This window comes from Lysobacter sp. N42 (assembly GCF_004344885.1).
In genome coordinates, this window is the sequence record NZ_SKFB01000002.1 from 34,126 (window position 1) to 49,547 (window position 15,422).

General features: G+C 46.3%; 11 protein-coding genes. 3 read left to right on the forward strand and 8 right to left on the reverse strand.

Going from position 1 to position 15,422, the window contains the following annotated elements; genetic code table 11:
* Positions 1-36: 36 nt before the first annotated feature.
* The 4 genes from radA to prfC are packed head-to-tail and all read right to left on the reverse strand — an operon-like array spanning position 37 to position 6,316.
* Entirely contained in the window at positions 37-1,404 is a 1,368-nt protein-coding gene (radA, locus tag EYQ95_RS05450) for a DNA repair protein RadA (RefSeq protein ID WP_111914898.1), read from the reverse strand.
* Positions 1,404-2,705, reverse strand: coding sequence for a dicarboxylate/amino acid:cation symporter (locus EYQ95_RS05455; protein WP_111914899.1), 1,302 nt, complete (start codon positions 2,703-2,705; stop codon positions 1,404-1,406). Before EYQ95_RS05455 ends, radA begins: the two co-directional genes overlap by 1 nt.
* A gap of 54 nt (positions 2,706-2,759) precedes the next feature.
* Positions 2,760-4,697 (reverse strand): M1 family metallopeptidase, encoded by a 1,938-nt coding sequence (locus EYQ95_RS05460; RefSeq protein WP_111914900.1) that lies wholly within the window; start codon positions 4,695-4,697, stop codon positions 2,760-2,762.
* A gap of 29 nt (positions 4,698-4,726) precedes the next feature.
* Positions 4,727-6,316 carry a peptide chain release factor 3 gene (gene prfC / locus EYQ95_RS05465; protein WP_111914901.1) on the reverse strand — a complete coding sequence of 530 codons (1,590 nt, stop codon included), beginning with the start codon at positions 6,314-6,316 and terminating at the stop codon, positions 4,727-4,729.
* Positions 6,317-6,506: 190 nt separating this feature from the next.
* Between prfC and EYQ95_RS05470 the strand changes: the two genes are divergently transcribed.
* Positions 6,507-7,394, forward strand: coding sequence for a DUF368 domain-containing protein (locus EYQ95_RS05470; RefSeq protein WP_111914902.1), 888 nt, complete (start codon positions 6,507-6,509; stop codon positions 7,392-7,394).
* Positions 7,395-7,409: 15 nt separating this feature from the next.
* Here EYQ95_RS05470 and EYQ95_RS05475 read toward each other — a convergent pair whose 3' ends face one another.
* The 3 genes from EYQ95_RS05475 to EYQ95_RS05485 are packed head-to-tail and all read right to left on the reverse strand — an operon-like array spanning position 7,410 to position 12,074.
* A complete protein-coding gene (locus EYQ95_RS05475) occupies positions 7,410-8,210 on the reverse strand; it encodes a DUF6671 family protein (RefSeq protein ID WP_111914903.1) in 801 nt (266 codons plus the stop codon).
* A gap of 10 nt (positions 8,211-8,220) precedes the next feature.
* The gene (locus EYQ95_RS05480; RefSeq protein WP_111914904.1) at positions 8,221-10,671 is read right to left on the reverse strand and encodes a DUF2309 domain-containing protein; all 2,451 of its coding nucleotides are present in this window, start codon (positions 10,669-10,671) and stop codon (positions 8,221-8,223) included.
* Positions 10,671-12,074 carry an NADH-quinone oxidoreductase subunit L gene (locus tag EYQ95_RS05485; protein WP_111914905.1) on the reverse strand — a complete coding sequence of 468 codons (1,404 nt, stop codon included), beginning with the start codon at positions 12,072-12,074 and terminating at the stop codon, positions 10,671-10,673. Before EYQ95_RS05485 ends, EYQ95_RS05480 begins: the two co-directional genes overlap by 1 nt.
* Positions 12,075-12,203: 129 nt before the next feature.
* On the opposite strand from EYQ95_RS05485, the gene EYQ95_RS05490 reads away from it, so the two are divergent.
* Both EYQ95_RS05490 and EYQ95_RS05495 read left to right on the forward strand, forming a co-directional pair.
* Positions 12,204-13,094, forward strand: a complete 891-nt coding sequence (locus tag EYQ95_RS05490) for a LysR family transcriptional regulator (RefSeq protein ID WP_111914906.1) — start codon at positions 12,204-12,206, stop codon at positions 13,092-13,094.
* 15 nt (positions 13,095-13,109) lie between these two features.
* The gene (locus EYQ95_RS05495; protein ID WP_207916238.1) at positions 13,110-14,315 is read left to right on the forward strand and encodes an iron-containing alcohol dehydrogenase; all 1,206 of its coding nucleotides are present in this window, start codon (positions 13,110-13,112) and stop codon (positions 14,313-14,315) included.
* Between the two features lie 86 nt (positions 14,316-14,401).
* On the opposite strand, the gene sohB is transcribed toward EYQ95_RS05495, so the two are convergent.
* Positions 14,402-15,418, reverse strand: a complete 1,017-nt coding sequence (gene sohB, locus EYQ95_RS05500) for a protease SohB (protein WP_243699867.1) — start codon at positions 15,416-15,418, stop codon at positions 14,402-14,404.
* Between the last annotated feature and the right edge of the window lie 4 nt (positions 15,419-15,422).

A 15,422-nucleotide genomic window follows, 5' to 3' on the forward strand; every position in this document is an offset into this window, starting at 1 on the left:
CAATAGTCTAAAGCACAGTTGCCCGTTCCACTATTGTTAAATGAACTCCAATGCTTCCGCTATGGTCGTTACGGCTTGAACTTCCATTCCTTCTGGAGCTTGTTTAGGCTTATTGGCTATCGGCACAATGGCTCTTTTAAAGCCGTGCTTCGCAGCTTCATTAATACGTTCAGAGCCATTCGGAACCGGGCGGATTTCCCCGGAAAGACCGACCTCACCAAACACAATCAAGTCGCGCGGAAGTTGTTGATCTTTAAAGCTTGAAACAATAGCGAGTAACAAGGCCAAATCTGCGCTAGTTTCGGTAATTTTGACACCACCCACTACATTCACAAACACATCTTGGTCCCCTAATGCCAAACCACCATGTCGGTGTAACACAGCTAGCAATAGCGCAAGCCTATTTTGTTCAGTACCTACCGCTACACGTCGAGGGTTAGACAACTGGGAGTGGTCAACCAACGCCTGAATTTCTACCAATAATGGACGTGTACCTTCCCACACCACCATAACCACCGAGCCAGTACCATGGTCATCGCCTCTAGAAAGGAATATCGCAGAGGGGTTTTTCACTTCCTTCAAACCTGCGCCGGTCATAGCGAATACACCTAATTCATTGACCGCACCAAAACGGTTCTTAGTACCGCGCAATGTTCGGTATCTGCCATCGGCGTCACCGTCTAACATCACCGAGCAGTCTATGCAGTGCTCGAGTACTTTCGGGCCAGCTAAAGAACCGTCTTTTGTGACATGGCCAACCATGATAATCGCCACTTGGTTTTGTTTAGCGTAACGCGTTAAATAGGCTGCAGCTTCTCGAACCTGTGAAACACTGCCCGGCGCCGACTGAATATCGCTCAAGTGCATCACTTGAATCGAGTCTATAACCATAACCTTTGGCTTTTCTTCGTCAGCCAAATGGCAAATGGTTTCTACTGAGGTTTCCGCCAACATGTTGAGTTTTTCAGTGGGTAAACCTAGGCGTTGTGCACGCATGGCTACTTGCTGCAAAGACTCTTCACCCGTCACATACAACGCGTTCATCTGCTCGGCAAGCAAACACATGGTTTGAAGAAGCAAGGTACTTTTCCCTGCGCCAGGTGAACCACCAATAAGAATGGCAGAGCCCGGTACAATACCTCCGCCTAGCACGCGGTCGAACTCACTAAAGCCACTGGAAAATCTTGGCACTTGTTCTAGGTCGACTTCACTTAGTCGCTGCACTTTGGCTTGGGTTGAACCAGCGAAACCTGAACGTACATGCTGTCTTGCAGGAGTAGCACCAAGTCGTACTTCACTAATCGTGTTCCAACTTCCACATTCTGAACACTGACCTATCCAACGAGGATAGTCTGCACCACATTCGGTGCAGACATAACCGGTCTTTTGTTTAGACTTCGCCATTATGAATTGTTAGAGCTCTGCACGTTTAAGCCTGCTTCAGGGTCGTTATATACCGTTTCGTCGAGCTTACCTTCGCTCTTGCCAATTACCGTAGTCACCATCGCGTCACCAGTAATATTCACTGCGGTACGGGTCATATCTAACAAGCGATCCACGCCAATGATCAACGCGATACCTTCAACCGGTAAGCCTACTTGGTTCAATACCATGGCCAGCATGATTAGGCCCACACCAGGAACACCTGCGGTTCCAACAGACGCTAGAGTAGCGGTAGCCACCACCATAAGGTAGTCAGTGAACTCTAATGGAATACCATAAATTTGAGCAATAAATACGGTAGCAACACCCTGCATAATGGCAGTGCCGTCCATATTAATAGTCGCCCCTAGGGGAACTGTGAACGATGCTACAGAATTGTCTACGCCGAGCCGCTGTTTCACTGTTTTTAGTGTTACAGGAATAGTGGCGTTCGAGCTTGAAATACTAAATGCGAAAACCTGATTACCGCCCATTTTGCGAATGAAGGTAAAAGGGTTCATGCGTGCCATCAATGACAGCAAAGTGGGGTAAACAATAAAGCCATGGAATAACAGAAGGCCCAATACAGTTACAAAATACTTTGCAAGCCCTTGTAATAGTTCGCCGCCCGCCAAGTCGCCAAAAACGCGTGCCATCAATGCAAATACACCATAAGGTGCAACATGCATCAGCAGCATAACCAGCTTCATGATAATTTCATTGACGTCATCGAAAACGCTCTTCAGGCGTTCACCCGGCTTGCCCGCTAACGCCATCGCAATACCGAACAACAATGCAAACACAATAATTTGCAGCATATTGCCTTCAGCCATCGCATCGATAGGGTTTCGTGGAACCATGTCTACCAATACATCCACAAAACTTGGTGCTTCACTCGCGTCGAAAGAGCCCGTGCCCGGTCTCTCTAAACCTACGTTATTACCAGGCTTCACGATAAGTGCAGCAACACTTAAGGCAATGGAAATAGCGATGGCGGTTGTAAACAAATATAGGCCGATGGCCTTTCCACCGAGTCTTCCAAGACTGGAAGGATCAGAAAGCGAGCAAGTACCCACAACTAACGAGAAGAACACCAACGGTACAACCAGCATCATTAAACTGGTGACAAAGAATTCACCAACCACACGGAATACGCCGTCAATCAGGAAAAAATTGACCCAGCTGCCGTCAACATTAAAAGGATTGAGAACAAAACCTAAAATACCACCGGCGATCATGCCGATAAGAATTCTTCCCGTAAGTCCGAGCTTTTTCATGCTCATAAAAACCTCTTTGTCATTATTATTTTGAATACAGTATCACACCAGTATCGAATATTATTCTTGTTCTAAGATAGCCTCAACGCCCGCTCGCGTTAATAGGTGGTAACCAGGCTTAGCTTCCTCATAAATGGCCATAGCTCTCGCTCTGCCCTCTTCTGTTTCCAACAATGCTTGGTAAACAGGACGTAGAAACTTCATGCGCCCCATACTGGTCAGCATTTGACGAACTCGAGGCATTGCCGGTTCATATTGGTTATGTATAGCTATCGGCAACCAAGTAGCAAGTACTTCGTTGTTTTGAGTTTGCGTCAAATTAAACTCACGATCTAATCTCGCCATTTGCTCCGGCGATAAGTCTTCTGGCAACGTGTTCAAGAAATACAAACGCTCATGAATAGACCACTGGTTTACGTCCACTAACGCTTCAATAGACTGTCCAGCAAGCCATACTGTTTGAATCTCATTCACGCGTTCAAATGCTTGCACCACAGGCACAGTTGCTGTTTCTGGCAGTCCCGGTTCATACAACCAAGTTTTAACCTCTTCTACACTCACCACGCCAGGGTATTTCTCCAGCAAGTTCTCGGTTAAGTAAACTTCAAAAGACTCAGTGTCTAAACTCTCAAAGCTAAAGTGTTCAAAGTAACCACGCACAAAGGCATCGAAGTACTCCCGACCAAACCGCTCTTCTAAGAAAAATAAGAACTGCTGCCCTTTAATATAAGGAATGCTCGTAAATACTGTATCAGGGTCTCGTTGCTCCAAAGTTAAGTGCAACACTTGCTCGCGTTCTGGCAACGTTTCTAGCGAGCTACGTAGCGATTGACCGTCTAACATGCGCTCCATTTTAGCTCGCTCTTCCCCATACACAGCTTCCATGATTCGGTTTTCAACATACGAGGTAAAGCCTTCGTTTAACCACAAGTCACGCCATGTTGCATTCGTCACTAAGTTACCCGACCAACTATGTGCTAGCTCGTGTGCTATCAAATTAACAAGGCTTTGGTCTCCTGCAATGACTGTAGGAGTTAAGAACGCGAGTTGCGGGTTTTCCATACCACCCATAGGAAAGCTAGGCGGTAATACGATTTGGTCATAGCGGTCCCATTCAAACGGGCCAAACATCTGCTCAGTGGCAACCATCATATCTGTGGTGTAACCAAACTCGGCAACAGCGGCGTCTATCACTTCCGGCTCGGCATAAATAGCCATACGGTCATCTAACGCTTGAAACTCTAGGTTACCCACAGCAATAGCCATTAAATAAGAAGGAATAGGCTGCTCAGATTCAAATTCATAGTGTCCAGTAATTTCTGGGTTTGGCGTGTTGTGAGCACCCATTAGACCCAGTAAATGTGGAGGCGTAGTTAACTCTGCAGTGAAGGTGAGTCGCTGTGCAGGTGTATCCTGAATCGGAATCCATGTTCTCGCATAATGCGGTTGCGACTGACTGTATAAAAACGGATGCTCTTTACCCGCTGTTCCTTCAGGTGCAACCCAATCAAGACCTGTCGCTTCAGGTGAGGTCGTGTAGTGAATGCGAATTTTCGGCGTTTGATTAGGTAAATCTACGTACACCGGTGTGCCCAACACAGGGTCTGAACTTCCTAACACAAACGTAGTGGCTACCCATGCCTCGTCAACCCATGCTTCTGCCCGCTCTATCGTAATAAACTTAGAGTCTAAAACCATCATGTCGGCTTCTGGCTTCACATACTCTAAATCATATTGCGCGTAGCCTGAAAGCGTCTCGGTTTCAAAGTCTACGTTTAAGTTTAAATGTAAATGGGGCGCTCGTACCTCGTCGGTATTCGCAAAACTATGAAGGTCTTCGGTAGGTGTCGGCACGCGATAATGTTCGGTCGCCTGAAATTCCGCTTCCGGCTGCGCAATGCGCTCTTCAAGCGGCGCAGGTCTCTCAGAGCAGCCTATCAAGGCTGCGCTCAGCAACGTACAGGTTGCCAAATAACTTGTCCATCCACGTACATTCATACCGTTATTCCTTATGGTTAGTCTTGCAATTACACTTCTCGCGTTCTGTGGAACTCAATATCTGGGTAGCGTTCTTGTGTTAACGACAAGTTCGCCATTGTAGGAGCAATATAGGTTAAGTTATCACCGCCGTCTAACGCTAGGTTAGCTTGCGCTTTTCGTTGGAATTCATCCAATTTCTTGGCATCGCTTGAACTTACCCAGCGCGCCGTAGCGACCTGAATATTCTCATACAATGCATCTACACCATATTCAGACTTCAAGCGGTGTACAACCACGTCAAACTGCAGCACGCCCACAGCGCCAACAATTAAGTCGTTCGAAATCATTGGTCTGAATACCTGAACCGCACCTTCTTCAGCAAGTTGCACCAACCCCTTCAACAGTTGCTTTTGTTTCAATGGGTCTTTTAATCGAATACGTCTAAATAATTCAGGAGCAAAATTAGGAATACCCGAGAACTTGAAGTTGTCTCCCCAAGTAAAGGTGTCACCAATTTGAATGGTCCCATGGTTATGCAAACCGATAATGTCACCAGGGTATGCCTTCTCAACAGCTTCACGGTCTCCTGCCACAAACGTCAACGCATCAGCTATACGAACGTCTTTACCCGTTCTGGCATGTTTCATTTTCATGCCTTTCTCATATACACCCGAAACAATACGCAAGAACGCCACCCGGTCTCGGTGTTTTGGGTCCATATTCGCTTGGATTTTAAAGACAAAGCCCGAAAACTTGTCCCCGTCGGCGGCAACTAATTCGCCTTGCTCTGTTGCACGCGGTTGCGGTTTAGGTGCCCACTCCAATAAACCGTCGAGCATGTGGTCTACACCAAAGTTACCTAATGCCGTACCAAAAAACACAGGGGTAAGCTCACCCTCTAGGAAAAGCTCTTTGTCGAATTCATGAGAAGCACCTTTAACCAACTCAATTTGTTCGCGTAGCTCTTCAGCGTAAACACCAATTCGCTCATCTAACTCAGGGTTGTCTAGGCCCTTGATCACGTCTAAATCTTGAATGCGATGACCTTGACCCGTTTTATAAAAAATCGTTTCGTCACGCATTAAATGGTATACGCCTTTAAACTGTTTACCCTGCCCAATAGGCCAAGTAATAGGAGCACACATGATATTCAAAACACTTTCAACTTCGTCTAGAAGCTCTAGCGGATCACGTATGTCGCGGTCTAGCTTATTCATAAAGGTAAGAATTGGCGTGTCGCGTAACCGTGTAACTTCCATCAACTTAATGGTTCTGTCCTCAACACCTTTGGCAGCGTCAATCACCATCAAGCACGAATCCACCGCCGTTAGTGTGCGGTATGTATCTTCAGAGAAGTCTTCGTGGCCAGGGGTGTCGAGTAAATTAATAAGTCCGTCGTGATAAGGAAACTGCATTACCGACGTAGTTACCGAGATACCACGCTCTTTCTCCATTTCCATCCAGTCCGACTTGGCATGCTGCCCAGACTTCTTCCCTTTTACCGTTCCCGCTTTCTGTAACTTCTGACCGTGTAGAAGCACTTTCTCGGTAATTGTGGTTTTACCCGCATCCGGGTGAGAAATAATTGCAAAAGTTCTGCGTTGATCAATGTGTTTTTTTAAGTCGACACTTGCCATGTAACTTCTATCCCAAGCTTCTGTTTGTCTGTCGCGGGCCATCAATAAGGTTGGCGCAAGCGGTTCAATAATTTGCCGTTATATTAGCAGAATTTAGCGTTACATCGCACCTTATAACTTACGGTAAAAGGATTACTTCGTTTCCTTCCTCAGGTAAACTAGCCCCATAATTAAAACAACTTATATAGTCATGAAAGAATACATACAGTGGTTTATAAAAGGCGCCAGCATGGGTATGGCGGACATTGTGCCGGGAGTTTCCGGTGGAACGCTTGCCTTTATTCTGGGAATTTATGAACGATTCATTGCTGCTTTAACCTCTTTTGATGTAAGCGCAGTGCAGCTTTTACTTAAAGGTCAAATCAAGAAACTTTGGCAACACGTAGACGGCACATTCCTTCTGTGTGTTTTTCTAGGCATTCTTACCGCTATATTTAGCCTCGCCAACTTGATTAGCTTTTTACTGGAAACTCACCCTGTGCCAGTGTGGAGCTTTTTCTGTGGGCTTATTATTGCCTCACTGCCTATGTTGCTCAAAAAGGTGCAGTGGAGCGCTTTGCGAGCATTGCTCTTTGTCGTGGGAGCAGTATTTGCCGTGCTCGTCACCGCACTAACCCCCATGCATAACGACCCGTCGTTAGTATTATTTTTTGGTGCCGGTTTTATTGCCATTTCCGCCATGATGCTACCTGGTATTTCAGGCAGTTTCCTGTTACTGATTATGGGAATGTACGCGCCCATCACAGCAGCAGTGAGTAATCTTGAAATCACCGTATTAGCAGTTTTTGCTTTGGGCTGTATCTCCGGTCTATTGGTATTCTCACGGGTACTCAATTGGGCATTGCACCGTGTGCACGACGCAATGCTAGCCGTGCTCTCAGGAATAGTGCTCGGTGCGTTACTACGTATTTGGCCGTGGCAAGTCGAGGGGAACTTGGTCACGCCCGCGCAGTATGCCGAAGTACATACAGAAAGCTATCTGCTTATCGCGGTGATTACGTTTATTCTGGGCGGTGCTTTAATTCAATTGTTGCTTCATTTAGAAAAGTTATTCGGCACCACCACAGAAAGCTCATAGTTCATAGCGAAGAGTTCAAGGGTTACACAAAGCACAATGCTGAGAGCTTGCCTGCGAGCTCTCAACCGCTTTCTTCTCTTCGTGTCCGCACTCATCACAAGCAAGTACTTCATATAGCGGAAGCTGAGTTGGCAACGTACATTGCTCACAGGGTAAACCAGCTTCTCGGGTTTTCACCACGTAGTTAGGTGCTTCACACTCTGGGCACATAGAACACAGTCTCACAGCTAAGTCTTCCGCTGCCTTTTGAATAATTTCTCGACGTTGTGGACAATTCATCGCCCGCAGGTCAGGCTCAACGATTAACGGCCAAGTTAAATGCTCTGCGGAATTCACCAAAAGAGCTCTGAATTGTTCTGGAAAGACACCTTTTAGAAATTCATCTTTCACCGTTAAATTTAACGCCTGCTCCTTTTCTGCTTGGTTCACAAAATCCATCGCTTCACTGTGGCTTCTCAGTGTTATCGTTTTGCCATTGAAAGGTCCCGAGGCGTGCGCGTAAATGACTCGGTCAGTGCTTTTTTGGTAGTAGCAAAGTATTTCTTCATCCCAGTTCATAATGCCTGGCATAGGACCTCCGCCAAACGTACCCTCACTTCCTAGTCCAATGTCCATCCCTGTCACTTCAACCGCTTTTTTAGCCTTAATTAACGCACATTCTTGCGCAGAATTCTTTCTCGCCTTTTCGCCACTAAACGTACCTAATTGGTCAGTGTCCCAATAAGGATTCTCAACAACACGAAGACCCACATTGCGAAGTACCGGCGCAACTACTTTTCCCTTGTCATGCTTAGTCATTAAAACTGCGAATGCCATAACTATTCCTCTACTGCCCTGCGACTTGTAGCCAAGTGTCACCGTTAAAGCGAAGTAAGCTACCGCTGTCTTGCCATTGCAAAATATGCAGCCAGTGATTGCTCACCAAGTTTTGGAGATCTGGATGTTTATTTAACACGCTCTCTATATCTTTTTGCTCTGCAGCAATCACCACTGAGAGACGTTGCGGCGTGTGCAACCACTTACTTCCGTCATGTACCGACTGGCGAGACAGGCCAATACGCAAATCACCTCCATTCCCCTCAAAAACGCCTATTCCACCACCCACAGCGTTATGCAGCAGTTTATTGCCACTCCCGAATTTAAATGGCTCACAAACAGACAAGTTGTATTGCATGTTTATCCAGTGGGCGACCACCATTGGCGCGGTCATGAGTAGCTCTAGAATGCTATTATCAGGGTCGGAATCCTTCTCGTAACCATGCATAAACGCCCTGCCGCCAAAGTCGAGATGTTCAGTTTTAGCGCGAGGCGCAATAACAAAGGCGGCGTTGTCTGCCAGCCCTCGCTCAGGGCGTTGTTCAGACCATCGGGTCGCACGCTTTTCCAATGTGCGCTTTATTGCCTTGTCGCTTTCTAACCCTTCGTTCTGAATTTGATCAGGCTGTTGTGCGGCAAACCGTAACTTCCTACAAAGCAGCGAAGCACGCTCGAGTGTCTCTTGTAAGTTCGTAGAACACTGTTCTGCAGCAGAAATCTGGTCGGTCGTGGTGTTGTGGATAGCAGGGATAAATTGAGTATCTGCAGGAATACTTAAACCACGCTGCGCCAGCTGTGAGCGAACTTCTGTGTTGTTCAATATTTGGCACAGCACTTGAGTATTAATCGCACCACTTTGCCCGCAACAGGCACCACAGTCTAAAGATGCTGCGTGCAAGTTATTCTGATTTTGACTTTCATGCCCAACAAGTAGAACCGTAGGTGCAAACGAATAGATACCTATACCCTTCAAAGCACCGTAAGCAATATCCGTCTGCGCATCCAAGGGCACATCGTTTTCACCTTGATACAGTCTCCACTGACTCACTTTGCTCAAATCGTTCAGCTTATTGGGCTGGGTTTTACCTTTCAGCAATTTCAAGCCATAGCTAATTCCTAAACTTTCTACCATGGAAAATGAAGATGCGGCAGCGCTTGACCACGTTTTCACGCGTGCTTTCCAGTTCAATTTCTTTTTACGACTATTCAGTTGCTGGTTCGATAACGACTCAGAAACATTAACAGCCGGACTCAATAAGCCAGGGAGTTGAGGTCGGCTAAGATTACTGCCTAGTGGTCGATAAGAAATTGGCATCCCAAAAAAGCCGGCAAAACCGAAAGTTTCGATACCCTTGCCCTGCTGCTCAAGAGCTCTTCGCATCGCTTCGGAACGCACATCAATACAAAATACGGCTTGTAGCTGCTTCTTCTCTTCTCCCGTTTCTACTGGTTCGCTTTTACTTAATGTTGTCGCCAGGTGTTGCTGGTAACTGAACTCAAGGGCTAGAGCTCCTACTTCCAAGGCTTGGAAATAGCGTTTATGTACCGCTAAGTCACTCATACTCAATTCTGACTGCTCTTGCCAACGCGCTAGGCAATCGTCAAACATCAGCGCCTCGTGGCGCTGCATGTATTTAAAAACAATCCACTCCCATGCCAAACGAATAGTGAGTAGCTCTTTAAGCTCGTTCGGTTGCACAAAACTGGCGTGCGAAGTATCACCAGTGGGGTGTTGCTCATGCCATTGCCGATAGGCCACCCAAGAGGCCCAACCATGAATGTCGTATAAACAAGCCAAAGCAAAGTCTTCAAGGGCATCGTCAGAAATCTCTAATTCTGAGACCATCATACCCAAAGCTTCTTCGGCATCGGTTGGCAATAGTTCTAAATATTGCCGTACATTCGGTGCGGACAACACGATAGAAAGTCCGTAATCGACACGTGTCACCTCTAACCAGTGTTGGTACAGCGACATTTTCTGCTCGACTTTAGGCTTTTTCAGCATGGCGCGCAGAGACTGAAAGTGAGCAGCGCAGAATTGGCTAATTTGGTGTGTAATCTCCTCTTCCCACTTCATGTAGTGGCGATCTCTAACTGCGTCTACATGAGCAGAGAATAATGGTTGTATGCGCGCAGGTTCAGGTTGACTCAAACATGCCTGCCAATCTTCAAAACTCCCCTCGAACTCGGTACTCACTATCGCTTGCTTCACGCAATCTTTATCGATGGCGCCAGAGGCCAACGCATGTATATATTTTTCAGCCCCCATATAACCGCGCACACCGGCAAGCCTATGTAGCTTCTCAGCTGTTTCCACATAAGAGTTGTCTTTAAAATTCCACCACGGGTTTACCGCGATACTCTTGTCTAAAGGCCACGTAGGAGCAATGCGTGAGCAGGCTTGTAGCACAGCACTCTCTTGTGTGTCAGACCAAGTAACATTGGTTTGAACATTTAACATTATTGGCTACCTCCATTGCTTTGCTCCACGACAACGCCTTTAACGCGCTCTTGATGAATCGGCCATAAGGTTAGTGTTAGTCGTGTCGCCCACTCGTCGATGTAAAGGCCTGCGAAAAGAACCATAGAAAGTTTCTGAGCCCATTGCGTATGTGGAAATTGATGAAGTAGCAAACTCAGAAAGGCTAAAACAAGAACCAGAGTGCTTATCCAGATATCTGCAAGAGAAAGGAAAACCGCCGGAGTATTGACGTGTCTCGGAACAACCCATGAAGCGAGAAACTTCAGACTGAAATACAATGCCACGATGCCCAAGGCGGCAAACAGGTAAGGCACTAATGCGCCTTTGTGCAAAACAGAGTGGCGCTGCGCAATAAACATGGTCACCGCAACCGCCAGCAGCAAGAGCATTGCTAGTGACTCTTGCTTATGTACTCGGAATTGCTCCACTAGCACACTAGACACAAACTGTTGCATGGTAATAATCATCAACACTGTAAAAAGCCCTGCGATCAACCAGTCCCAAACATTTACACGCCCTGCAACGGCAAGGCGACGTACACCCGTTTCATTCACGGCACTGCCAGAGCTTAGAAAGGCGTAAGCTTTATAGAACGAATGCGCAACAATATGCACAACAGCGAGTTCGTACATACCAAGTGCAATCTCAACCAACATGAGTCCCATTTGCGCACTCGTCGACCATGCAAGGCGAACCTTATAGCTTATTCGAGTGGTCATAATAAGTGCCGCAACAATACTGCCCAGCCCTGCAACAACAAGAATCACCCATCTTGCCGCGTCTACCGCAAGCACGATTGGCGCAAGAACAATGAGCAAGAAGCCACCCAGGTTTACGACACCAGCGTGAAGAAGAGCGGAAACAGGTGTGGGGCTTTCAACAACTTGAATAAGCCATCCGTGCGCGGGAAGTTGTGCACATTTGAGTAGTACTGCAACAGCAATAAGCGTCGAGCCTGCTACTATTGCAGGTGCGCTCATGTCTAGTTCTGGGGCACGGCTTAGTAAATCAGAAAGGTAGAAGCTATCGACATGAAAACCGTAGAGAAGAAACCCACCGAGCAGTGAGATCTCGGCAATACGTGCAATGATAAACTTCTTATGAGCAGCAAGGAGTGCGCGCGGACGTTCAGGATAAAACAGTAGAAGGTTATGAACGCATAAACTGATACAAACCCAAGCAAGCCACAAAATCAGTAAGTGGTTACTTACGATCACGATAAAAACAGAACCCAACGTACCAAACAAGTACCGCCAGTACACCGACTTCCGAGGCTCTTCCTGCAACGCAACCTTCGAGAAGTTAATAACCGCAAAGGCCACAACTAGAATCATCAGCAACATAGTGACTCTAAACGGTGTGAAAACAAATAGTTCTGCCATATCCCCTCCTGTAGTGACAGGATTCTTTCAACATCGCAAACGCAAGTAAAATAGATTAAACTTATAAAACACTTAAGAAAATCTTAAGTAAGATATTTGAATATGCAATGCAGAATCTTCTGAGGATTTATGAATCGACTAAATTACAAGCACTTACATTACTTTTGGAAAGTGGCAAGTACCGGAAACCTAACAGAGGCGGCGCATCAACTTCATGTGTCGCAGTCGGCTTTGTCGATGCAAATTAAGAATTTAGAAGAGGCTACTGGGCATCAGCTTTTTAAAAGAGAGAAAAAGTCGCTTGTGCTTACCGAAGCAGGAAAACAGGTACTTGAGTATGCAGAAGTCATTTTCAGCACAGGAGAGTCGTTAGAAACCTTATTAAAAAGTGGTTTTAAAGAAACACAAAAACATATTCAAATTGGCGTGCTCACTAATCTATCTCGGAATTTTATTGAGCACTTCATTCGCCCGTTACTCAGCCAAGACAACTTAAAGATTTCACTGCATACCATCGCTGCCGAACAACTTCTACCAAAGCTTCGTAATCATGAAATAGATCTAGCCCTCACCAATATGGTGCCGAGCGATTTTTCTACAGATTCACAATGGCAGTGCCAGTTAGTATCTCGACAACAATTAGCCATTATTGGCCCACCGGACTTAAGAGAAACTTACAGCACTTTTCCGGACCATTACGAAAATGTGAATTGGGTCGTACCGAATAAATCGACGGAGCTTCGCAAAACTTTCGACGCATACTGCTCCACATTTGAATATACCCCAACCATTAAAGCCGAAGCTGACGATATGGCTATGTTGCGCCTCTTGGCACGTGACAGTGGCTGCCTATCGATGCTCCCACCCGTGGTGGTGCAGGACGAAATTCAAAATGGTTTATTAAAAGTGTATCAACTACTTCCACATACGTTCGAACACTTTTATGCTGTAACTATGCGCCAGCGAATGCAAAACGACACAGTTCGGCAAATCTTAAAAGCAAATTTGAGCCGACACTGAATAAAAGGGAAAACCATGACACAACCGATTAGCACGCCACTTTTGCGCGTTTATATGCAAATTTTTAAAGCAGTAACAGCTGCTTTACCTATTAATTGGCCGAAAGAGTTTAGAGGCACAGGTTCAACAGAACAACTACTGCAGCACATCGTTAGTAGCGGTAATCCAAAGGTTTTGTTGGTGAGCGATCAGAACCTATTAGATGTTGGCGTAGTACAGCCGATTCAAACGAAATTACAAGAACTGGGCTGCGAAACTAAGTTGTTTAGTGAAATTACACCCGACCCACCCATGCAGCAAATAGAGCATGGCGTAAACACATTACATGAATTCGGTGCTGTAGCGGTGCTCGCCGTCGGCGGCGGTTCAGTCATCGACGCTGCAAAGCTAATTGCAGCTCGAGCACTGAACACCAAGCCAGTCCAGAAAATGACTGGATTGTTCAAAGTAACCAAAGGAACACTGCCACTATATGTAATTCCTACAACAGCAGGCACAGGTTCAGAGGTAACCATAGCCGCGGTGGTTTCCGACACACAAGCACAAAGAAAGTTAGCCGTTATCGACCATCGCCTTATGCCCAGTGCAATGGCGCTCGATGCCAACATTATGCTTGGCTTGCCGCCTGCGATTACAGCGGCGACTGGCATGGATGCGCTCACCCATGCAGTGGAAGCTTACATATCTCGTAACGCTACCTCGACCACAAGTGAGCAGTCACTTACTGCAGCGCAAGCAATACTGAGTAACTTACCGGCAGCATTTGAAAACGGAAAAGACACTGAAGCGCGCCAGGCTATGGCAGAAGCTTCAATGTTTGCAGGTAAAGCGTTTACCATTGCGGGGGTTGGCTATGTTCACGCTATCGCCCATAACTTGGGTGCGCGTTACCATATTCCTCATGGACTCGCGAACGCTATGGTTATGCCTTATGTGCTCAGTGCATCTATAAGCCACTGCTCAAAACGCCTAGCAGAGCTAGCACGTACCTGTGGTGTCAGCGATGATAAAGACGACATGAAAGCCGGACTTGCGTTTATCGACCATATTTCAGAGCTCAATCACACGTTCAACATTCCTTTGAAAATAGAGCAACTTAAACGAGAAGACATTCCTGCTATTGCAAAAGCAGCCCGCCAAGAAGCTAGGTTCACTTATGCGGTGCCTCGTTACTTCTCTCAACAGGAAATGTGTAGCTTGTTAGAGCTCATGCTTCCTTAACTCTTAATAGACACCCAAAAATAAAAGGCAGCTTTTTCAAGCTGCCTTTTGCTAAATGCTCTATTAAGACTTGTTTCTAGTCACGATCAGTAAAAACGACTGTTTTGATACCAGCGCATTAATGAACGCTCTATTGCCGTGCTAGCTTGCTGGGCAAGCTTGTCGCCTATTTTCTGCTTTTGCTTGTAGCGAACACGAATCACGTCTTTGTCTTTTACCGCTTCAAGAAGCAAGTCGTCACTAGTGCCAATACGGTCAACTAAGCCCTTATCTACAGCTTCTTGTCCGTACCATACTTCGCCTGTTGCCACCGCGTCGATGTCTAAACTTTCACGGTTTTCTTTCACGAAACGCTTAAACATTGCGTGAATACCTTCAATTTCTTCTTTAAACTTAGAGCGGCCTTTCTCGGTGTTCTCGCCGAAAATCGTTAACGTGCGTTTATACTCGCCTGCAGTAATCTGCTCAAAGTCGATGTCGTTTTTCTTCAATACTTTATGAAAGTTAGGAATCTGAGCAAGTACACCAATAGAACCCACCACAGCAAAAGGAGCAGCTACAATTTCTTGCCCCACACAAGCCATCATATAGCCACCGCTTGCAGCTACTTTGTCTACAGAAATAGTAAGCTTCACGCCCTTATCACGCAGTCGTTTTAACTGCGCAGCAGCTAAACCGTAGCCATGTACCACTCCACCAGGGCTTTCAAGCTTCACTAATACTTCATCATTTTCCTCAATTACGCCTAAAATAGCCGTTACTTCCCGGCGCAAGCTCTCCACTTCTTTTGCGTCCATGGAGCCTTTGAATTCAACGACAAACAATCGGTTTCTAGTGTCGTCATTAGAAGACTTCTCTTTCTTAAACGTTTTCTCAAGCTGCTTCTTGGCTTTACCCGAAGCTAAACTTAAGCGCAGATCATTACTGCTACTTTTCAAGTCATCGGTTAAATTATCAACGTGCAGCTCGCCCTCACCGCCCTTTTGACGTTGTGCAGCATTCACAATCATGCCAATCACAAACACCACGGCGAATACCAAGGTAAGGGTTTTCAGCAGGAAAACGCCATAATCGCTCCACAGAGCCGCTAAAATATCCATCATTGCT